22 protein-coding genes and 1 pseudogene are annotated in these 20172 nt (G+C 37.0%); 10 read left to right on the forward strand and 13 right to left on the reverse strand.

The window, feature by feature from the left end; genetic code table 11:
• Positions 1 to 41: 41 nt before the first annotated feature.
• Complete coding sequence (locus tag BLL40_RS09055; RefSeq protein ID WP_073711582.1) at positions 42 to 542, forward strand: YhcN/YlaJ family sporulation lipoprotein; 501 nt, start codon at positions 42 to 44, stop codon at positions 540 to 542.
• A gap of 182 nt (positions 543 to 724) precedes the next feature.
• Here BLL40_RS09055 and BLL40_RS09060 read toward each other — a convergent pair whose 3' ends face one another.
• Together BLL40_RS09060 and BLL40_RS09065 are read right to left on the reverse strand one after the other, a co-directional pair.
• A complete protein-coding gene (locus BLL40_RS09060; RefSeq protein WP_073711583.1) occupies positions 725 to 1093 on the reverse strand; it encodes a hypothetical protein in 369 nt (122 codons plus the stop codon).
• Between the two features lie 188 nt (positions 1094 to 1281).
• Positions 1282 to 1983 carry a GGDEF domain-containing protein gene (locus tag BLL40_RS09065; protein WP_073711584.1) on the reverse strand — a complete coding sequence of 234 codons (702 nt, stop codon included), beginning with the start codon at positions 1981 to 1983 and terminating at the stop codon, positions 1282 to 1284.
• Positions 1984 to 3134: 1151 nt separating this feature from the next.
• Between BLL40_RS09065 and BLL40_RS09070 the strand changes: the two genes are divergently transcribed.
• Together BLL40_RS09070 and BLL40_RS09075 are read left to right on the forward strand one after the other, a co-directional pair.
• On the forward strand, positions 3135 to 3242 hold the full coding sequence (locus BLL40_RS09070) for a YjcZ family sporulation protein (protein ID WP_083566446.1): 108 nt from the start codon (positions 3135 to 3137) through the stop codon (positions 3240 to 3242).
• Between the two features lie 358 nt (positions 3243 to 3600).
• Positions 3601 to 4092 (forward strand): hypothetical protein, encoded by a 492-nt coding sequence (locus BLL40_RS09075; protein WP_073711585.1) that lies wholly within the window; start codon positions 3601 to 3603, stop codon positions 4090 to 4092.
• Between the two features lie 330 nt (positions 4093 to 4422).
• Here the strand turns inward: BLL40_RS09075 and BLL40_RS09080 are convergent, their stop codons facing one another.
• A complete protein-coding gene (locus BLL40_RS09080; RefSeq protein ID WP_342743118.1) occupies positions 4423 to 5199 on the reverse strand; it encodes a histidine phosphatase family protein in 777 nt (258 codons plus the stop codon).
• Between the two features lie 171 nt (positions 5200 to 5370).
• On the opposite strand from BLL40_RS09080, the gene BLL40_RS09085 reads away from it, so the two are divergent.
• From BLL40_RS09085 to BLL40_RS09095, 3 genes are all read left to right on the forward strand, one after another.
• The gene (locus BLL40_RS09085) at positions 5371 to 5550 is read left to right on the forward strand and encodes a DUF4083 domain-containing protein (protein WP_073711586.1); all 180 of its coding nucleotides are present in this window, start codon (positions 5371 to 5373) and stop codon (positions 5548 to 5550) included.
• Positions 5551 to 5726: 176 nt separating this feature from the next.
• Entirely contained in the window at positions 5727 to 5867 is a 141-nt protein-coding gene (locus BLL40_RS18215) for an HTH domain-containing protein (protein ID WP_083566448.1), read from the forward strand.
• 327 nt (positions 5868 to 6194) lie between these two features.
• Positions 6195 to 6488: a putative quinol monooxygenase gene (locus BLL40_RS09095; RefSeq protein ID WP_073711587.1), complete on the forward strand. Its 294-nt coding sequence runs from the start codon at positions 6195 to 6197 to the stop codon at positions 6486 to 6488.
• A 212-nt stretch (positions 6489 to 6700) separates the two neighbouring features.
• On the opposite strand, the gene BLL40_RS09100 is transcribed toward BLL40_RS09095, so the two are convergent.
• Complete coding sequence (locus tag BLL40_RS09100) at positions 6701 to 7282, reverse strand: hypothetical protein (protein ID WP_073711588.1); 582 nt, start codon at positions 7280 to 7282, stop codon at positions 6701 to 6703.
• A 752-nt stretch (positions 7283 to 8034) separates the two neighbouring features.
• On the opposite strand from BLL40_RS09100, the gene BLL40_RS09110 reads away from it, so the two are divergent.
• On the forward strand, positions 8035 to 8706 hold the full coding sequence (locus BLL40_RS09110) for a phosphatase PAP2 family protein (protein WP_073711590.1): 672 nt from the start codon (positions 8035 to 8037) through the stop codon (positions 8704 to 8706).
• A 424-nt stretch (positions 8707 to 9130) separates the two neighbouring features.
• Positions 9131 to 9394: a hypothetical protein gene (locus tag BLL40_RS09115; RefSeq protein WP_073711591.1), complete on the forward strand. Its 264-nt coding sequence runs from the start codon at positions 9131 to 9133 to the stop codon at positions 9392 to 9394.
• Between the two features lie 355 nt (positions 9395 to 9749).
• Here BLL40_RS09115 and BLL40_RS17785 read toward each other — a convergent pair.
• From BLL40_RS17785 to BLL40_RS09140, 6 genes and pseudogenes are all read right to left on the reverse strand, one after another.
• A pseudogene (locus BLL40_RS17785) lies at positions 9750 to 10196 on the reverse strand (epimerase); the annotation flags it as partial.
• A 227-nt stretch (positions 10197 to 10423) separates the two neighbouring features.
• The gene (locus tag BLL40_RS09120) at positions 10424 to 10714 is read right to left on the reverse strand and encodes a hypothetical protein (protein ID WP_073711592.1); all 291 of its coding nucleotides are present in this window, start codon (positions 10712 to 10714) and stop codon (positions 10424 to 10426) included.
• A gap of 305 nt (positions 10715 to 11019) precedes the next feature.
• Positions 11020 to 12582, reverse strand: a complete 1563-nt coding sequence (locus BLL40_RS09125; RefSeq protein ID WP_073711593.1) for a BCCT family transporter — start codon at positions 12580 to 12582, stop codon at positions 11020 to 11022.
• Positions 12583 to 12618: 36 nt separating this feature from the next.
• Positions 12619 to 13737 (reverse strand): mandelate racemase/muconate lactonizing enzyme family protein, encoded by a 1119-nt coding sequence (locus BLL40_RS09130; protein ID WP_073711594.1) that lies wholly within the window; start codon positions 13735 to 13737, stop codon positions 12619 to 12621.
• Between the two features lie 162 nt (positions 13738 to 13899).
• Complete coding sequence (locus BLL40_RS09135; protein WP_073711595.1) at positions 13900 to 15039, reverse strand: mandelate racemase/muconate lactonizing enzyme family protein; 1140 nt, start codon at positions 15037 to 15039, stop codon at positions 13900 to 13902.
• A gap of 73 nt (positions 15040 to 15112) precedes the next feature.
• Complete coding sequence (locus BLL40_RS09140) at positions 15113 to 15769, reverse strand: GntR family transcriptional regulator (protein ID WP_073711596.1); 657 nt, start codon at positions 15767 to 15769, stop codon at positions 15113 to 15115.
• Between the two features lie 621 nt (positions 15770 to 16390).
• Here BLL40_RS09140 and BLL40_RS09145 point away from each other — a divergent pair.
• Positions 16391 to 17134 carry a polysaccharide deacetylase family protein gene (locus BLL40_RS09145; RefSeq protein WP_245797922.1) on the forward strand — a complete coding sequence of 248 codons (744 nt, stop codon included), beginning with the start codon at positions 16391 to 16393 and terminating at the stop codon, positions 17132 to 17134.
• Positions 17135 to 17760: 626 nt separating this feature from the next.
• On the opposite strand, the gene BLL40_RS09150 is transcribed toward BLL40_RS09145, so the two are convergent.
• Together BLL40_RS09150 and BLL40_RS09155 are read right to left on the reverse strand one after the other, a co-directional pair.
• On the reverse strand, positions 17761 to 18468 hold the full coding sequence (locus BLL40_RS09150) for a DNA alkylation repair protein (RefSeq protein WP_073711597.1): 708 nt from the start codon (positions 18466 to 18468) through the stop codon (positions 17761 to 17763).
• A gap of 256 nt (positions 18469 to 18724) precedes the next feature.
• Complete coding sequence (locus BLL40_RS09155) at positions 18725 to 19291, reverse strand: DUF4256 domain-containing protein (RefSeq protein ID WP_073711598.1); 567 nt, start codon at positions 19289 to 19291, stop codon at positions 18725 to 18727.
• Positions 19292 to 19560: 269 nt separating this feature from the next.
• Here BLL40_RS09155 and BLL40_RS18220 point away from each other — a divergent pair, with 269 nt between their 5' ends.
• Entirely contained in the window at positions 19561 to 19863 is a 303-nt protein-coding gene (locus BLL40_RS18220; RefSeq protein WP_073711599.1) for a TIGR04104 family putative zinc finger protein, read from the forward strand.
• A 111-nt stretch (positions 19864 to 19974) separates the two neighbouring features.
• On the opposite strand, the gene BLL40_RS09165 is transcribed toward BLL40_RS18220, so the two are convergent.
• Positions 19975 to 20133 (reverse strand): XtrA/YqaO family protein, encoded by a 159-nt coding sequence (locus BLL40_RS09165; protein WP_073711600.1) that lies wholly within the window; start codon positions 20131 to 20133, stop codon positions 19975 to 19977.
• Positions 20134 to 20172: the final 39 nt, after the last annotated feature.

Raw genomic sequence — 20172 nt, forward strand, 5'->3', positions numbered from 1 at the left:
AGATTCTATCTCTTGTTAACATTTATAAGGGAGGGTCTTTAATGAAAAAAATATCGATTTATGTGGCAGCCTGTATGACCATGTTTTCACTCACGGCTTGTATGAATAACCGTGATAACGCTTCGGATAATGTCAAAAATGATTCCGCCGAAAATGTTGTACATGATGATCAAACAGCAGACAATGGCATGGATCATACTGATCAAACCAATCAAGCCAATTTGGATGTATCAGAAAAGACTGCTGACCTTGTTGAAGAACTAGATGAGGTCAATGGCGCAACAGTACTTGTAACAGATCATAAGGCTTATGCGGCCGTTGACTTAAAAAACGGCACGAAAGTAAATGATGAACTGAAAAGTAAAATTGAAGAAAAAGTAAAAGAAGCGGATACTTCTGTGGAAAAAGTGTATGTTTCCGAAGATCCAGATTTCAGCACTCAAATGAAGGATTATGCTGATCGGATAAGAGGCGGGGAACCAGTTGAAGGGTTCTTCGATGAATTTGGTGATGCTGTTCGAAGAGTATTCCCAAGTGCCTGACTATAAACCTTATCAATTGTTCATGAGTAGTAACCCCCGGTAAAAAACCGGGGCTTTTTACTATCTTGTTTTATTATAACTGGTGCATCATAGGCCACACTTCTTCTCACGCCACAGAACGTTGCAGGGGTATTCCCCGCTGGTTCTTTTTTCGTTTTCTACTATGATAGCCGCTCACTGGCTTATATTAGTGCTGCATAAATAGTCACCTTACTTCTTTCTTCCACTTCTGTTTTAGTCAAGTTCATGATCGTATACGTTCCTTCATCCGTCCGGAGAGAAAATGTACCCATCATACCTGGTTCTGCCACTCTTATAACTTCACCCGTTGCTGTCACCTTTTTATCTACCTGCGGCTGATCAGCATTCAATGCAGTAAAAACGGCAGGTTTAGCTTTTTCTCTCATTAGCTCAGCCAGCTCTTCTTCTGATGGTTCTTCAATATTTGCTGATGTTTCTTCCGGAAAAAACTCTTGCACAAACTCCTCTTCATTAGGCGTACATGCACTTAACATTCCAACAACAACTATTGCCCAAAACCATCTCTTCATGCTCTTCCCCCGTCTTTTAGTTTTACGGGCTTTGTCCTACATGTTTTAAAAAATCGCCCACTAACAAAACGCGAGTCATGATATCATTACTCCTGACTTTGAATCATTTATTAAAAAGATTTTGAAGGGCCTTCGCAATTTGAAATAATTCGTATTTAGCTTATTTCACAAAAGTACTCATCTCCAAATTAGTGGATCATGGATTCTTCCCTTTTTATTGCATTTATTTGTCTATCATTCATTTTTAATTCATACATATTAGAATCAGCTTTAGCCATTAGATCTTTTAAATTGTCAGCATCTGAAGGATATATCGCTTTACCTATTGTAACGGAGATGTTGCTTTTATGCGGCCAATCCTCCCTTTTTATCTCATTTTTAAATTGATTTATTTTTTTTATTACTAATTTTTCATCGGAAAATGTGGAAAAAATGAAGAATTCATCACCACCCCATCTAGCGATAATGTCGTTTTGTCCAAAAGATTTACATAAAATTTTTGATAGATGCTCAAGTACTTGATCTCCGTAACCATGTCCATAATTATCATTTATTTCTTTGAAATTATTAACATCTAACAGCAATATAGCAATATTTAACTTTCTTTTATTAACATATGTCATGACTCGAGGGAACTTATCCAATACATAGCGTCTGTTATATAATCCTGTGAGAGTGTCTCTCGTAGATAAATACACATATTTATCATAATGCTTTCCAAAATACCAGGCTATAAGTAATGGAATAAGCGCTGGTATTAGAAATGGATAAAGTGCTCGTCCAAAGTGAATTATCGCTATTCCCCTAATCAACAAATAAATGACGGCAATAAATACTACACTTATAATCCTACCTCTATAACTCAATGCGTTATCAGCTTTTAATCTCACTTATGTTCCCCTACTTCTATAGAGTTAATATTTAATCACATGTGTTAATAATAAGTTACATTCCCTGCATGAACAATAAATTGTAAATGTGACCAAACATTTACAAGTTTGTATCTCTTATGATACAGAATACCATGTTCCTGAGCTTGATTCAAAAGTTTATTTCTACTGGTGTTGGTCAATCTCTATACGATAAGATACCCCTAGTCTGTTAAAATAGAGTGGCAAACAATATTTTAAAGACCAGGGGTTTTCTCTAGCTTTTTTGTATAATTTTCTCTGAATTAGTTAAACTGTTATTACGTGAGGCTTTCTCATGAGTAAGAACCTTCCAATATTTGTGGCCGGAGCTTTCCCCGGCTTTTTTGTATAAACTTATCTAAAATGAATGTACTGTTTTGCACGATGCTTTCTCGTCATATCCAACCCCCATTTTATAAAGTGAAACTTCATTCAATGGGGGTTAGGTTCACACGATGTGAATCATGCAGACATTGTCACAGGACGTGACGATCTTAGTCTGCGTTCCGCTATCCCCTACTGAATAAACAAGAGCACCGCGTCCTGCAGCAATACCTGAGTGACCAGGCTCAGCCTGGCCCGAACCAATCGGGCTTTTACGGACAGTTGATCCCCCGCTTATCCTCCTTTTCTTTTCGAAGTCTTGAAGCGGGAGTCTTACTGCCCGTTAATGCGGGATAAAATTTAAACTTTTTATAGCCAGGCCCCTGCCTGGCTATTTTTCTGTTTCAAACGAGCCCCAAAATACTTTCTAATCGGGTATATCATTTGTAAGTAATTTAAAATCTCATCCATGATGTTTATCCATTTTTCAGTTACGACGAGGTGCATCTAACATATATCGGCCTGTTAAACCGATCATCTGTCCCCCAAAGTGTATATTTTATCATTCCTACTCTACACGTGAGGTTCCTGTCATTCAGCCATTTGTAAATATCAATCACCAACATATTATCAATGTTCCTCATCATATTTATCGGCCAACGACAAGAAATATCGTTATAGACCCTGGTTATCCAACAAATTTTGTCCTCCCCCTCGTTACAGGTAATATTTTTTATTTTTATGGGACCATTGTACAAGATACCATTGAATTTTTTCATACTATATCCAATAAAGAGGTGATAATTATGAGTTCCGAAAACGGTGGTGGATACGGCTCTGGCTTTGCACTAGTTGTTGTCCTGTTCATTCTTTTAATCATCATTGGCGCATCTTACATGGGCGGCGGATACTGATAGGAAGCAACCCATTATTCGTAAGACTTATTAGCTTTTGACTCCTCCCCCTGTTGTAGCCATCAATACAATATTGTGCGACTGTATAAGGTAAATACAGCCGCTTTTTTTTAATTCCATTAAAAGAATAACGGATACGAATGTTTTCTTTGCGTTCCAGTTACGTGCCATGAGCCGTCATTTCCGGCATATCGATTTCTTCATCCCCCACTGAATGAAACAGGAACTCAAGTAAACCCACCTACACGTCTGAGATTTTTCTGCCTAGTTGAGGGCGGCGGATTTGGAAGATAACAAAAAGTCTTAGGAATGCATAATTTATATAAGGATATGTTTAAATAACGAGGGAGGTATGAGTATGATAAATTTCAAATCTTTTCATGGGATCGTCACCATGATTAGTGATTTTATGATAGAGCTAAATGGGCAAGGAGAAGGTTGTTATAAATTAATATCTGTAGATAACGGATACGGAGCTTTAGTAAATTTCGTGGTGTCACCCACTACTTACTTTGTAGATCATGTAATGGTAGCAGTAGGTGATAAGGTAACTGGATACTATGATGGAAATGCAGCTGTTCCTCTTATTTTCCCACCACAATATCAGGCACTTGTTATGGTAAAAGATAGTCCATATCAAAATGTAAAAATAGACTACTTTAACGGCCAGTTGGAGAGTAGCGATGGTCAACTAAGATTAACTATTTCACCATATACTCAAATAGTATTGACAAATGGGCAAGCCTTTACAAGAAACCCAGCAAACCGAAATCTAATTGTTGTTTATGGCCCTACCACAAAAAGTATCCCTGCCCAAACCGCCCCCTATAAAATTATAGTTTGGTGTTAGAGGTTATGGAAAAACATTTTATTCATTCAGATTAATGGAATTGCTAAGTATTTATTCATCCCATATTTTTGCACATAGACACAAAAGATGAGATTATAGATAATTTGATATTTCTTAACTGATTCTAGCTGAAATACACATAATTCATTTCTATAAATTTATGTATTTCAGCTAGCTTTTTAAGGAATCTTAAAAAGACTTTATTTACTTATGATACGGTTCGGTCATGTTTATCTTATGGTATCTATCCAAATGGTGAGTGATATGTAAAACAGAATAAACAACAAGAGACGGGGATCGACAGCTTTGATTCCCGTTGTCCTTTTGAATTTATTCAAGCAAACTCGTCAACTCCGCTAAAGATACCTGAGCAACAACTTCATAACCTTTACCTTGTCCATGAGATTTCACAACCACAGTTCCCATGTCTGGAATTTGCCCTAAACCAATCGCTTTTGGAAAACTGTGAGCGATAATAACCTTATTATTTCCCCGTGGTGGTTGGATTTCTAAAACTGATCGAAGGGCGTTTAAGATCCTTTCCTGTTCTGCTGCGCTTAAATTACCGCTCAACTTATATATTTCAGCCCAGAAAGGATCGACTTGAACATTATCTTTCCCAAAAGCTAATTCAGCAGTTTCTTTAGTTCTGCATAAAGGACTGGCGAGGACGGGATATTCAACAGGAATGTATAAACGGCGAAGTGCCTCCCCGTAGGTTATCGCTTGTCTTCTCCCAGCCTCAGAAAGATTTCTTTGGGTAGAACAATACTGAAAATTTAGATACGCTTGATCTTCTCCTACGGTTGCTTCCCCGTGTTTAGCATACAGAATATATCCTCCTTTACGTAGTAAATGAAGTAAAGGTTTATTGATTGATCCGGTTTGTTTTGTATTACCTACTGTTCCAAACACTGTTGTGTCTGGTCTCGTCGAACCTGTTATCATTGCTTTGTATCGATTTGCAAGTGCGTTATTATAAAATTGCTGTTCCCCATATTGATAAAATAATCCATGATTATTTAAATATGTCATTTTTAAACGCTCGAAATATTCGGCCTGTGCCAAATGATATAATATCATTTGTTCGAGACTTTGGTTTATCAATTTAATTTCTCCTTCAAATTGTATATTTTACACTATAATGATAATGTATGTCATCCGTCTTGAACTGTTCATTACGTTAGCCTATTTTACACTCTAATGACCTAATTGATATAATTATTCACAAATATATAGTGGATTGCTTAAAAAATGCTATTTTGAGAGGGATTTATTGTGAGTAATTTCAATATCGGAGATGCATTATTTCAATTATTTTTTCTTGGGTTTCTTGCACTAATTATCGTATTAATCGTGTCATTTTTTCGTTCTAACAAGAACCGCAGAAGTCAACTCGATAGAATCGAGAAGAAAATTGACGATATGAACGAACAAAGAAAAAAAGGGATCGATTAAAGGCTGTATACTCACGCCGCTTTTCTATGCACTTTTTAGTATTTTGATAGTTGGCTTATTCGATTTTTGACAGGCTGTATTAAGTATTTGCTCTACTCTTTTTTCAAATACTAAGTTCTTATCAATGGATAGTAATAACTACTGAGGCAATGACAAAGATATAGCATTACGATATAATGTTGATATTACTTACGTTAATAGTGGCCAGTAATACACCCGTTTTAGCCTCTGACCTAGCGCTTAAAACAAATTTGAACCGCACAACAGTATGGCGTTTACTTGCTATATTAGAAGGACAAGGCCATTACGGGCCGTGAAAAACTGCATGAAGAAATTGAGCTTATACGAAAGCACGGATTCGCAACGAACTTTTTAGAATCAAATGAAAAGGAGAACGGTATTTCAGCACCTATTTTAGACAAATAAGGTAACCTCGTTTCCTTTCTTAGTGTAAGCGTTCCAAGCTTCCATTTTTCAAAGAAAAAGGGATTAAGTTAGGCACCTACTGTTATCGCTTCTGCAAAAGAAATTACAAACAATCTTGAAAAATAAGCCCCTATCTTTTAAACGATGTAATGCACCGCTATAAAATCTAACTTACACATAAAAAGAGGGATCAAATCAATAAAGTGGGTGAGATATCAATGTATATCGTACATGTTTCAATTCTCGTAAAGGAGGAATATCTTTCTTCTTTTAAGGCAGCAACCATTGAGAATGCCTCAAACAGTTTAAAAGAATCTGGCGTTATTCGCTTTGACGTGTTACAAGACTCAGATGTCCCTTGCCAGTTCGTATTAGTTGAAATGTATCATACACAGGCAGATCAGTTAAAACATCGAGAAACAGAGCATTTCAAAAATTGGCGTGCAGCCATAACTAATATGCTTGTCCAGCCATATTCATTCAAAAAATATAATAATGTATTTACAGGCTAATAGTAATGAAAAAACTCAGCTACCACCAGAAGTGCTTTGAGGCTGTCGACTTTGTCGACAGCCTTTTTTAATACTTCATTAGTCTTCAAAATATTGTATTGCTTCAATTAGAAAACAACTAGATAAGCTAAAACAAAAAGATAAAAACCCCTTTTGTGAAAAAGGAGTTTGTCTACATTCTGATCTTTATTTTGTTTCACTTTATCGTTCAATCAATTTTTTTCTTCCCCGTTCTGCTTTTTTGATTTTTTCATGAAATAAAACCTGCTAAAGAATGTGAACAATGCAACAGCTGTTAAAACAAACAACACTTTGCCTTGCCCCATACTTTTTAATTTAACCTTCTCTGTAGGTGTCTGCCCTTCGCCAAGTATTGCTAAATCTTCTTGCGCAGTACTTATTTCCTTTGTTCTGCTGCATATAATGACAGTCTGTTCACTCGAGCCATACATGTCAGAATCATTCGCATACACTAAATACTCTTGGCCTTTTCTGAACTCATATCCACAATCCCCGCCGCCATTCCCTGTTGTAACATTCACTTGGGATTGACTAACACCCTTCCATGTCTCATTGACCTCGAAACGAACAGACTTTGTAGGAAAGCCTGATACACTTTTTTTCTCGTCAATTTCTGTGACTTTTCCCCTAAATACCGCTTTAGAAAGGGAAAATTCTTCTTTTACATCTGGTGGTTTAGCACAAGAACAGGCCTCCCCGTAAGAAGGGAAAAAGGTCATCGCAGTACTGAAAACAAAAATGTATAAAGCAACGAAGCCAAATCGTCGTTTCATAAAAACACTCCCAACTCTTCTAGATTGATCACTCCGTTTGATGAATTTCAATCTGCTCTATTCGCAAGTAAGTGTCCTCCACCGTGATCGTGATCAAACGGTGCTTGCTTTTTCCCAACAATTATTGAGTGGCTGTTTTCCCTATTAAATGTTTTCATATTCATTCCCCTTTAGCTATGAGAAACAAATAGGTAAGATAAAAGAAGCTCTTTTAAGCATGTATAAAAATTAGTGTCAAAAAACAAGGTACATTGGCCAATTTTGAAATACCGGAAATAATCATTCTCTTTTCTTCTCCTGCACTAATTGATGAACATGGTGAACGACAAACGGGCGAAGATGATTATAAAAAAAGTGAATAATAGCATTGATCAAAGACGAAAAAAAGCATATAAAACGGTAGATCGTTTTTTGATCATTTCATCTTTCTTTCCACTAAACCAAAGAAACATCATCAATGCGATCACCTCGTAGGGAACGCTCTGTGTGATAGCCGTCTTCACCGTATCCAGCAAGCGAAATTGCTCCGTCCATCCGTTATAATCCTTCAAAGTTAATCCTATTCATTCTTTTTTCTCTCCTCACAACTATAAATTAATCTAAGGCCAATACTTAAATCTAAAAAGACACTGAGTATAACATTAAAAATAGATTTTTTTAAAAAAAGTATAGAAAATAAGTGATACATTGAAAAAGTGAAAAGTGAAATACTATAAGGATCAATCGTTCATAATATCGAGGTGTTCGTTCCCATGAAATTAAAGTATCAGTTTTCTATCGCTTTTTTTGTCAGTCTCGTTTCGTTAATTGGATTCAGCTCTATGGCTTTTTTAGTGAGTAGCCACGAAATTATTCAATTTGATCAGACCGTAGTCTCGTTTATTCAAGGACTGGAATCACCGATGTTGACGGCGATTATGACGTTTTTCACGTTTATTGGTTCCACGTCTTCTATTGTGGTGCTTTCCCTTCTCACGTTGTTTTTCCTTTATAACGTATTCAAACACCGTTCAGAACTTATTTTATTTATGATTGTTCTTCTAGGCTCAAACGTTCTTTTCTTGTCATTAAAACAATTCTTTCATAGAGCACGTCCAGATTTTCATCGGCTTATTGAAGTAGGCGGATACAGTTTTCCAAGCGGTCATGCGACGAACGCCATTACTCTTTATGGTCTTCTTGCCTACCTACTTTGGCGTCATATACCTGCTAAATGGGGTCGGACATTCTTAATTCTTCTAAGTATCACAATGATAATGATGATCGGAACGAGCCGTATTTATTTAGGTGTGCATTATCCAACAGATATCATAAGTGGTTATTTAGTAGGTGGCTTTTGGCTTGCGATCGCAATTTGGTTTTATCAGCGTCGTCAGAAACAGAAAAACAGTAGTCAAAGCGATGGCGGAAGTATCGGTATATGATTATAACGAAGAAAGTATTCATATAAGAAGCGAGAAAAGAATAAGTACAGAGATTGAACTGTGATTACCCCGTTTTCTACAAAGAGTAGAAGGGTATAATAAACATGTGTATAAAAATAATCGGAATGAACAATGGGTCAGGCCACTAATCAATAGCCAATTTAAAATTCATCTTGATTATACAAATACTAAAAATCCTTTTAATTCATGAAAACGAAAAAGCCATTTTGAAAGAAATTTTGATCAAAATTCACATGAATTGGTCAATAATTAACGAATGTACTGTTGATTAAACTGCAGCTTTTTCTAATCTAAACCTAACGCCGATTATAAGATCTTCATAGTCCTTTTCCTTATCACACTAAATACTTTCCCACATAAAATGTAAATGTTATTAATCCTTACATTTCAGGAGGTTAATGTGATGAAATCGGGTGATTTAAGAGGTATTAAGAAAAAAAATTCTTCGTCATCTTCTGAAATTAGTGCTGCACAGCTCGCAATCATTGGTTCCGCAATCGTAACCCTCGGTGAGGTTATAGGAATATGTGCGGATGTGTTAGCTTTAGAAGAACTGTCAAATGATAATTCTCAAGATCAATTAAGTGTGGAGCCCATTCAACAGCAATTAAATACTATACAAAAACAACTCGATTATTTAACGAGAGAAGTATCTAAAAAACAATAATAATTCAGATGCATCACTTTTATGTATCAATTGCGCTTATACGTAAAATAAGGCTTTTCTGTATCCTCTAGAACTTTTATGGAAAGTCTTATCATTGTAAGTCAACTTTTTCCTTTTAAAAAATTAATACTATGGCTGGAGTTAACCTGTTCGTTCTGCCATAGAAGCCAAAATTGGAATAAAAAAAGAATTTATATTAATAACTGTAAAATAGATTTTAGCCCCGTCTTTTTTGATAGAGCTAGTTATTCGCAACTATCCAAATACTCCATACAATAATTATAGTTATAATTTTTTGTATGGAGGTGATCTTGTGAAAAACATCATTAATATATCCATAAAGAATCATCTATTTTCGCAGCTCTTTTATTAGTTCACGGTTACGAACAGGATAAGGTGAGTGCAATTAAAAACGCCGCTTAGTTCTTCTCTATCTTTCAAAAAGAGAACGATCTGAAATAAAACCTCAACATGTATCTAGCTAAACTTTTGGCTTCCAGTTCCTTGAACACCCCAAGCCCAAACTTTACTAAATTTCGATAAGGGATCATTACGCCGCCTTTCTTGAATTCATAATTTCATTTTTATTTGCTTCATTGTATCGACAATTCACCGACTCCCCCGCCAGATTGATAAGCAGTTCAGCGCCTTCTAATGCTTCTATCATTCCCGGTTTGTTCTCCCAAGATATATGTTGAGTTTGCCTTGATATAATGTTTACCTGATTGCCGAGCTTCTTAAATTTAGTTTCGAAATATTTACTAAAAAATCCCGTTCAACCTGCTAAAATTACTTTTTTCATATATACCCCACTCTTTTTTGAGTTGTTTTTTCTTTCAATACAGGATTGTTGCCTCATTAGCGGAAGAACAAGCTCTATAGAAATTCTCTCTTGAAATAAAAGTAGTCTATATAAGTCAAATGACCAGCAGCCAAAAATAGGTTTAGTCTATTAAACGGTTCAGAGCAGATTTTTCTTATTCTTCTATAACCTTTATTTTCAAAATTGATAAAAGGAATCTTCAAAAATTAACTTAATACTGCTTCTTTAATTTTCCTATTAAACAAGCTCCGGTTTTTCCAAATAAATTGAACAAAATCTTTTTCAGGCAAACTGTATTCTTCATGATCACAATAATTCAAGCCTTTGCCATGAAGGGACCATTGGCTGTCTGAGTACTTCATCAGTGTCCACTTCCCCCCTCGTTCTCTATCTTCAATCACAAGGTAATGCTTTTGTCCAACATCATCATATGAAGCTATTAATTCAAACTTTTCAATAAAGTCTTGAATATCTAATTTTTTCTTAATAATACGCATGATGTCCCGCCCTTCTATTCATTTTGTTAATTAATAAAACATATTATACCATATGAATATTATAATAAAATCCAAATCTGTTTTTGTCTGTAAACGTTTTTTTAATATTTGATGTTTCTATTATACAAAAAAGCCTGTAGACATTATCTTCTATATGAAGAATTTGTCTACAGACTGAACCCGGCTGCTTATCGAGTTTCATACTTATTAAATGTAATCAATATTCAGTAAATTTTTTAGTTACTAAGAACCACTTCTTTGTATTTCCTTTTTAAGTACGCGATGATACTCTGATCATCTGTATTTTATACGATTTCTTTTTCCCCAGATTTTAATTCACTTTCTTTCACAATTTCATGCACTGGAATATGCCCGTAGTCTTTCACCATCCATTTCAGGAAACCAATGATCATGACAATTAAAATAAATGTTAATGGGACAGCCGTGATAATCGCTGCTGTTTTAATCGTGTTTAATGGAGCTTTGATCAGGATCATCGTCAATGGTACAACGGCTAACATGACACACCAAAATAGTCTTAGCAATGCTGAAGGATCTTGGTTATTCTTAAGCCCCGGCGTTACTGTGGCAGCCAATGTATAAGAAGCTGAATCCAATGTCGTTGCGAGGAACAATGTAGATATAATGGTGAACATCAAGATAAATAGGCTACTCCACGGAAGTTCTCCAAGAATTTGCATAATGACAACGTTTCCACCTAAGCTGTCTAGGACTCCTGGAACATTAATGGCACCTGTAATGTTTTTATTCATACTAAAGTTTGATAAAATCCCAAAGAAGAACCAGCATCCCAGACTTCCGCTTATGACCATGTTAAGAATGAGTTCCTTTATTTTGCGGCCTTTTGAAACCTTCGTTACAAATATCGCCATGAAAGGCGTATACGTGATCCAATATAACCAGTAAAAAATAGTCCATCCTTCAGGAAAGCCACCATTGTCAATTGGATCTGTCCATAAACTCATGTGGATAAAGTTTTGGAACATTAATCCAAGGCCATTTGTTGTATTTTTAAGAATAAATATACTTGGGCCCATAATGAAAAGAAGCAGTGCAAACCCGATAGCGAAATAAGTGTTCAAATCACTAATTCGTTTCATTCCTTTTTCAATACCGATGTAGGAGCTTAAGGAATAAATAATTGAAATAATGATGACGATGATGATATTCATTGTAAAGCTGCTGCCAATGCCTAAAACTTTTGCAATACCTTCAGAAATCAATGGGATACTCAAGGCAAGAGTGATGCTTAAACCACCGAAACATGTAAAGATAAAAATTAAATCAATGATTTTACCAATCCAAGCTTTCGACTGCCAGCCAGTAATGGATAGGAAAACGGCACTTAGGCTCAAGCCTTTGTTTTTACGAACATGAAAATGGTAGGCTACAGGGAGAGCTGCAATGCAATAGAGCCCCCATGCGCTGAATCCCCAATGAAATAAATTATAAGCCATGGCCCATTCATACGCTCCACTCGACTCAGGTGTAACGCCTAATGCAGGTGTTGTATAATAATAGGCCCACTCGACAAAACCCCAGTATACAGTTGCTGAACCTAAACCAGCGGATAGCATCATGGCAACCCAGCTAAAGTTGGAATACTCCGGCTTCACATGATCTAAGCGAATATTTCCAAATTTGCTAAAAAATAGGTATATAAGAGTTAGAAAGGAAAGAAAGGTGAAAATGAGTGTATACGAACCAAATAAAGTAGTGAATGTATTAAATAGCCAGTTTGCAGCTTCCGTCCCTTGCTCAGGCTTAGCGGCTAGGTAAAATACAATACCTAAGATTAGAGCTAAACTCGTAATTATGAGCTTTAAATCATATTTTCGTTCTTTCATAATAGTTATTCCCTCCTTTTGGATGCACGCTTTATACTAAAAAATCTGATATTTCGAAATGACCCGTTCATTTAATTCAATTCCAAGACCGGGCAGATCCGGCACTTTCACATGGCCATTGATGCACTGAATCGGGTTTACTACTAAATCTTTAAACAAAGGACTTGTACTTTGCGAGAACTCCATTAAATCGCCTGATTCAAAAGCAGCTAAAAACTGAACCGTTGCCGCGTTTAAAATACCGGTGCTAAACCCGTGAGGCACAAGCTGCGTCCCATTTAATTTTGCAAGTTCGCTAATTTTCCTCATTTCCGTAATGCCGCCGCAGCGTGTAATATCCGGCTGGACAATATCTGGTTTTCCGATTTCAAGGAAGTGGCTGAATTCATACCGTGTCGTTAACGCTTCTCCACCCGCAATTTTTGTGTGACCTGTACGAGCCAGCTTTGAATAACTGATCATATCGTCTGCAGGTACGGGTTCCTCCACCCAATTAAGATTGTATTTCTCAAGAAGTTGACACATATGAAGGGCATGACGATACGTTTTCCATCTTCCGACTAAATCAATTTGAAGCGTAATATCCTCTCCGATTTCATCGCGGATTTCCGAAACAACAGCTACGTCATACTTTTCATTAAAACCAAATTTTCCGCCGCCAAACTTTACGCTTTTATAGCCGTCTTCAAGCATTTTTGCTGCAATTGTCCGGTTTTCCTCTGGTCGATCAACGGGTATAAACGTTCCATAAGCAGCAATTTCATCTCGAAACTTGCCGCCAAGCAGCTGATAAACAGGAACATTGTAAAATTTTCCTGCTATATCCCATAGCGCAAGATCTATGGCGCTGATCGCATGAATTCCAGCTCCACGGCGTCCCATATAGCTTGAACCGTTATACATTTTACTCCATAGTCTTTCGATATCAAGCGGGTTTTCCCCCATTAATAATTCTTTTAAACCGACTGACGCATCATGTGAACTTGGCGTTTCAATGATGGCTTTTATGACAAAAGGAGAACTATCCGTTTCGCCGATTCCGATGATGCCTTCATCCGTATAAATCTTAACGATGACAGCATCTTCTCCCCATTCACATTTTTGATTTGCAAGAGGGACCCTAAGTCCGATTACTTCAACATCTGTGATTTTCAATTATACGTCCCTCCTATAGATACATTTGTCCTTTTTTGATCTATTTTTTCAAAAAATAGTTTAGTTAAGTTTATCTCTGAAATTTGATATACTATCATTGGACAGAATCTCTTTAAATATGTTTGGTTGCCGCCGCATATTTTTAAAGCCGATTCTGTTTTTTTATTCTGTCCAACCATGTTGATCAAAAGACAACTTATAGATTGCTGATTTTTCGATAAGCGGCCAATCCATTTCAATACCAAGCCCATTACCTATCGGTGCGTGCACATAACCATCCTGATCGGTTCGAATCGTTGTTTTCACACCAAACTCTAGCGGTTCAATCGGGACGGCTTGTTCGAAATACAAACAGTTGTTATAGGCAAGCATCAAATGTAAATTTGCCGCTTGGGACAATGTATACCCCCATGATTGAAGTTCGACCGTCATGGAATTTGCTTCAGCAAGCCCCATTATTTTTCTTGTTTGTGTAATGCCTCCTGCAAGTGTCGCATCTACTCGAGCGCTTGACCAGCAGCCATTTTGAATCCCTTGTTCGATTTGATTTAAATGGAGCAATGTATTGCCAGCTGCAATAATTGGAATGTTCACGCGCGACCTCAGTTCCTTATAGCCTTCTAGATCCGTATCTGGAAGTGGAGCTTCCAACCATACATAATCCAGCTTTTCCAGCTCTTTTGCCGCTCTCAATGCTTCCTGTCTCGTATACGCTTGTTCCACATCCATCATGAATGTCAAACCGGAGTCATGGAAAACTTCATGTATGGCTCTAGCTAATGCCAGATCTTGCTCGATCGTACACCATGTATGGAACTTAATCGCCCGATACCCTTGCTCTTTCAATTCATGGACATGGTTTATATAGTCCTCAATACTTGGCAAAAAGGGTGTGCTTGCATAGGATAGTATTTTATTTCGTGCACCGCCCAACAATTGATATAACGGCATCTTTGCATATTTGGCGACAAGATCCCATAAAGCAATATCGATTGGCGATTGCGCCTGTGGTGTCATTTGTACACACCGACTTGCCATTAACCCGAAAATTTCTTCCCGTTGAAGAGCTGATTTTCCGATGAGGAACGGGATAAGGTGACGAATGGATTCAGCTAGGCTTTGATCAACACCTTCTTCCGTCCAAGAGATCGCACTTCCATACCCCTCATAGCCCTCTTTCGTTTGAATTCGTACAATCGTATTCGTGATTGTCAGTTCCGAATAATGGGATGATGTCCTATATTTGGCATCTGGCCCTGCTACAACATAGACATCCACCTTGGCTATTTCCATTTTTTTCATTTTCCTTGTTCCTCCTCTGTTTTTACGAATGATCATTGGTTTTGCACATCACCCCCTTTCATTAATCAGCCATTTATTCAAGTAGATAAACATCTGGAATATTGGTGTCCATAATATGTTTCCCTAACGCATCAACCGCTTCATCGACAGACGTTCCATGTACGAGAATATGGATCAACTCTTCATGATCAGAAAGCCATTTTTGCAGCGTGCCTGATTTCCTGTTTTGGTACAAAAAATGAAGACGAATACGGTGAACGATACTTTCCCATATGCGGATCACATTATCCATTTCAGATGACGTGACAATCAATTCATGAAATTGAATATCCAGTTCCATAAATGTTGATAAATCTTCAAAATGGACCGCTTTTTTCATATTTTCAAGAATATGTTCAAATTCTTCCTTCGTTTTCTCCCCCCATGTAGGAAACCCTTTTTTTAGGGCAAACGTTTCAATATGGACACGCATCGGAAGCAGCAGCTCAAGCACTTCTTCTTGATTGATTGTTGCTACTCTTGTGTCCTTATAAGGAGACGATATAAGTAGTCCTTCTAGTTCTAAGAGCAGCATCGCTTCGCGGACAGAAGTACGGCTCACACCTAAATCTTGCGAAACCTGAGACTCTGTAATTTTTTCACCTTGCTCTAATTTTCCGTCAAAAATAGATTTCCTAATTTCGTATGCTACTCGATGCTTTAATGAAAATTTGGATAAGTTATTATTCAACAATATCCCCCTTTCAAAATTGTCTATTTGTCTGATTGTCGACAATTTGATTATTGATTATATTATATATACTTAACGTTTTCTTGTAAACCCTTTCATAAAAAAGTTAAAGCCGTATTTATCCCGCAGTAACGGGCAGTAAGACCCCCGCTTCAAGACGTTAAAAAGAAGAGAAGGATAAGTGGGAGGATTAACTGCCCGTAAAAGCCCGATTGGTTCGGGCCGGCTGAAGCCGGTCACTCAGGTATTGCCGCAGGACGCGGCGCTCTTTACCTGAGTTCCTGTTTATTCAGTGGGGATAGCGGAATGCAGACTAAGATCGTCACGTCCTGTGACAACGTCTGCATGATTCACATCCTGTGAACCTAACCCCACTGAATGAAGTTTCACTTTATAAGTCTGGAAGTGCAGTTTCATTAAAAGGAAATGGAGTAATATCAGCTGTCTTTCGGATTTCAACCTTTTGTTCCAGTGAAATCCATTTTTGTTTATTAAAATTTTCGAAAAAATTGATAGAGCAAGGCTGTAATGGTTAATCTAATTAATATATAAAAGGCGCCATTTATTATGCCTATTTAAGGAATTAATTTTAACAGCTTATTCTTCAGATGGGGGTGTTATATGATGCGTATACAAAAGATCATTTCATTTTCTTTACTTTCCTTACTTCTACCTTTGATTCATCCTCTTGATTCTGTATATAGTCAACAGCTTGATCGACCGTACTATGAGCGTAAAGGTGATATTATATGGGACATTCCTATGAAGAAAAAAATGGTGGCGATTACCTTCGATGATGGGCCACACCCTATTTATACACCACAAATTTTAGATGTATTAAAAAAGTACGATGCTTATTCCACTTTCTTTTTATTGGGCGCTCATATGAAGAAATATCCTGAAATCGTCAATCGAGAAATAGCAGAAGGACATGAAATTGGAAATCACACCTATTCCCATCCAAGTTTTCATAATATATCTGAATCTTCATTAATCGATGAAATACAGACTACCCAAAACTTAATCGACACCTTTCAACTCGGAAAAATGAAATTGTTTCGACCACCTGGAGGCGCTCTAAATAAACAGATTATTAATACACTAACAAATGATAATTACACAATCATCTTATGGTCATGGCACCAAGACACAAAAGATTGGACTAACCAAGGGGTCCAAAAAATTGCTAATCATGTTCTTTCCAACGTTCAAAATGGGGATATTATTTTATTACATGATTCAGGTGGTAATCGTACCCAAACTGTTCAGGCACTACAAATCATTCTGCCCGAACTGCAAAAAAAAGGTTACACATTTGTAACGGTGGGAGAATTATTACAAAACCATCCTAAATTTAAACGTTAATATTGATTGAGACGGCAGGATCCATCCAGCCGTCTCACATACCTTTTAGGATCATTTCTACTCGTGAAATGCGCCCTTTAGTTTAAGTACATTTTTTCACAATATTTGGTTAACAGATATAAATGGTTGTTTCCCAAACAAATTACAATATTGTGCAATGCTTTATATGCCTTGCTAATTACAAAATTAGCGGAAGGAAATAAATGAATTATAATGGTGATAAAAGAAAACAATGAAGAATTAGCCCAGTATATTGGTAAATAATGTACAATATGGTTGGACATCTATTGTGGACTAATCGCTTAAAAAATATTTGTATTAGAGAGCAGATAAAGTAAAATGGATAATACATCTAAATAAAGTGAAACTTCATTCAGTCGGGGTTTTCTTCATCCCCCACTGAATAAAAAAAGAACTCAGGTAAAGAGCACCGCATCCTGCGGCAATACCTGAGTGACCGGCTTCAGCCGGCCCGAACCAATCGGGCTTTTACGGGCAGTTGATCCCCCACTTATCCTCCTTTTCTTTTCGACGGCTTGAAGCGGGGGTCTTACTGCCCGTTAATGCGGGATAAATTAAGGAGCGTCAATCCTACTTGGAACCACACCCCAATGCGAAGCTAATTTTTAACATCTTACATATTTGCGTTTGAAACCAAGCTTCCCTTTATCAATTTTTTTTTGAATACTTTCGTAAGCGTTTAGGAAACTGTTTTTTTTCTTGTCCCGTTTGACTTCTACTGTACCTACTTCCTTTGCGGTTTCGACTGCCTTTTCATGTAGCGGCAAATAGGAAATCCCTACGGTGTATAGAAAATTATTCATAGCAGATTTCGTTCGTTCTGGCGAATGATAAATCGTATTTTTTACAATATCAAGCATATTGGAAATCTTGCTTTCGGAAAATTCATTGTCTAGGCGATTCCCTAAAAGCCAGCAATAGCAACTCCAGCCTGCTGACATTCTCAGCTCATCACCGCTTGCAATCCATTTATCAGCTACGTCTTGTGCGATATTTGACTCTGATAAAGTTACTGCCACCACAAAATCGGACAGCATATAAAAATACGCTGCATCCATCCAACGATCAAAATCCGACTCAGTCATGGCTTTTGGGTCTGCAATAATTCCTGCAAAGTACATTGCATCGTAGTTACCTGTGGCATAAAGCTCTTCAGCTAAACGTTGATTTATTTTTATTTTCTTTGCGATTGGTTTCATAGAACCTGTAGCCACGCCAAAAAGTGGCTCGTGCGCACCATTAGATATGTACATTTTTTTAGTTCTTTCTTTGCCGAGGGCTTCAAGCTCCTGCATAACTGTTTCTAAATCCATAGTTCTGCACTTCCTTCCTTAATACCCATTTATTTGTAAACAACTAGTTTATATTCTTTATCAAGTCTTCTATACTTAATTTTACCATTAATCTTATTTAAGTATTGCAGGGACGAAAAGTATGACGTGGCTGTTGTTTCCGAAATCCGCGATGAAATCCGGAGAGGGTACTACACTTCAAGTTGATTTAGATAGTTGGAAAAGGAAATTAAATCCTTTCTCCAGGTAATCCATTCTCAAATTCAAATTTAAAAATTTAGACCCTTATCGAGCCACGGAACCCTCTGGCAGCATAGTAAGAGGACGCACCGTTGTGATACACAAAGACGTGTCCGAAGCGAAAATCGCAAAAAAGGGCTCCGCCGAGTTCTCTAATATCAGAGGGTGTTTGCACCCAGCTCGACGTTTTTATATCGAAATTTTCAAGTTTCTGCAACGCTCGATATTGTTCTTCCGTTAAAAGTTCAATGCCCATGGCAGTTGCCATATCAATCGCGTTATTTTCTGGTTTATGGTTTTTCCTTGACTCCAGCCCTTCACGGTCGTAACAAACACTTCTGCGACCTTTAGGACTTTCCGCTGAACAATCATAAAAAATGTATTCGTCCTTCTTCTTATCATGACCAACAACATCCGGTTCACCGCCGGTTATTTCCATTTCACTAAGCGACCACAGTTTTTCAGTATTAGCATCCAGCTTTGCCTGGACTTTAACCCATTCAAGACCTTTATGGCGGTGCATGTTTTTCTCAAAACGGGCTTTCAATGCTCTGAGTAATTCTTCACGTTGTTCTAGTGACAACTCCTTATTTCTCTTTGTCATATTAGTTTCCCCCTTATTGTTTTTACTCATATTGGTTTAAGGACTAAACTGCTTCGTTAGTTTAAGTAAAACCTTTCACAAACACCATACTATTATTTCCATAAGTATTCAATTCCCCTTAATATTCCTGTTTCGTTTGCTTATTTAATAGTTAACATTATAATCTTACTGTTGATCAACCTTCATCAAATATACTTCCAAATAAATAACATTTATTGTATAGTAGATATGGAAATTCCAAATATAGATTTTTACAGGATCGTGTTAATATGGCCATAAAAAAATGTGAAAATTGTAGACATCAATTCAAATGGAGTCAGATTTTTGGATCTATTTTCGCTTTTCACGCATTAATAAAGTGCAATGCTTGCGGACAAGAATATAAAGTTTCTTCTTCCTCACGCTTAATTCATGAACTCATAGTAATAGCTGCAATATTAATGCTAAGTTTATTTTTGTCCTCTAACCCTCAAATTTCTTTTTGGGGGACAGGGTTTGGTATATTGATAGCCATAATTATCCTTATCTCTTCCTTTTTTCCTTTTTATGCAAAGTATCAACCAGTTGAATGAAATTATTGAAGAAATGAATTTGTTACAAAGAGAGGCGGAGATGGCAAAGGAGAAGAAGAGAGGTCGGTTATCCCCTTTCTTCTTCCTATACATATTTTGTCTTCTATTTGATTAAACGTTTCTTTTTATGTTCGTTTTCAAACGATCTACCTTACCGCCCATCGTAATAATGACTGTCTCGCCATAATCCGGCAGCTCATGCGGGGTCAGCTGACCGTCTTTCACTACATACATTGTTTTGTTGCTCATCAGATCTATTTTAGCTATCATTTTTTATGGTCAATCTTCATACCAAAGGACGCTCCCAGT

Source organism: Domibacillus mangrovi, from assembly GCF_001906925.1.
Taxonomy (GTDB): Bacteria; Bacillota; Bacilli; order Bacillales; family Domibacillaceae; genus Domibacillus; species Domibacillus mangrovi.

Coding starts and splice junctions, on each gene's coding strand:
- BLL40_RS09055 (WP_073711582.1), top strand. CDS start 42: ATGAAAAAAATATCGATTTATGTGGCAGCCTGTATGACCATGTTTTCA.
- BLL40_RS09060 (WP_073711583.1), bottom strand. CDS start 1,093: ATGAAGAGATGGTTTTGGGCAATAGTTGTTGTTGGAATGTTAAGTGCA.
- BLL40_RS09070 (WP_083566446.1), top strand. CDS start 3,135: ATGAGTTCCGAAAACGGTGGTGGATACGGCTCTGGCTTTGCACTAGTT.
- BLL40_RS09075 (WP_073711585.1), top strand. CDS start 3,601: ATGATAAATTTCAAATCTTTTCATGGGATCGTCACCATGATTAGTGAT.
- BLL40_RS18215 (WP_083566448.1), top strand. CDS start 5,727: ATGTTGATATTACTTACGTTAATAGTGGCCAGTAATACACCCGTTTTA.
- BLL40_RS09095 (WP_073711587.1), top strand. CDS start 6,195: ATGTATATCGTACATGTTTCAATTCTCGTAAAGGAGGAATATCTTTCT.
- BLL40_RS09100 (WP_073711588.1), bottom strand. CDS start 7,282: ATGAAACGACGATTTGGCTTCGTTGCTTTATACATTTTTGTTTTCAGT.
- BLL40_RS09110 (WP_073711590.1), top strand. CDS start 8,035: ATGAAATTAAAGTATCAGTTTTCTATCGCTTTTTTTGTCAGTCTCGTT.
- BLL40_RS09115 (WP_073711591.1), top strand. CDS start 9,131: ATGAAATCGGGTGATTTAAGAGGTATTAAGAAAAAAAATTCTTCGTCA.
- BLL40_RS09120 (WP_073711592.1), bottom strand. CDS start 10,714: ATGCGTATTATTAAGAAAAAATTAGATATTCAAGACTTTATTGAAAAG.
- BLL40_RS09125 (WP_073711593.1), bottom strand. CDS start 12,582: ATGAAAGAACGAAAATATGATTTAAAGCTCATAATTACGAGTTTAGCT.
- BLL40_RS09135 (WP_073711595.1), bottom strand. CDS start 15,039: ATGAAAAAAATGGAAATAGCCAAGGTGGATGTCTATGTTGTAGCAGGG.
- BLL40_RS09145 (WP_245797922.1), top strand. CDS start 16,391: ATGATGCGTATACAAAAGATCATTTCATTTTCTTTACTTTCCTTACTT.
- BLL40_RS09150 (WP_073711597.1), bottom strand. CDS start 18,468: ATGGATTTAGAAACAGTTATGCAGGAGCTTGAAGCCCTCGGCAAAGAA.
- BLL40_RS09155 (WP_073711598.1), bottom strand. CDS start 19,291: ATGACAAAGAGAAATAAGGAGTTGTCACTAGAACAACGTGAAGAATTA.
- BLL40_RS18220 (WP_073711599.1), top strand. CDS start 19,561: ATGGCCATAAAAAAATGTGAAAATTGTAGACATCAATTCAAATGGAGT.
- BLL40_RS09165 (WP_073711600.1), bottom strand. CDS start 20,133: ATGATAGCTAAAATAGATCTGATGAGCAACAAAACAATGTATGTAGTG.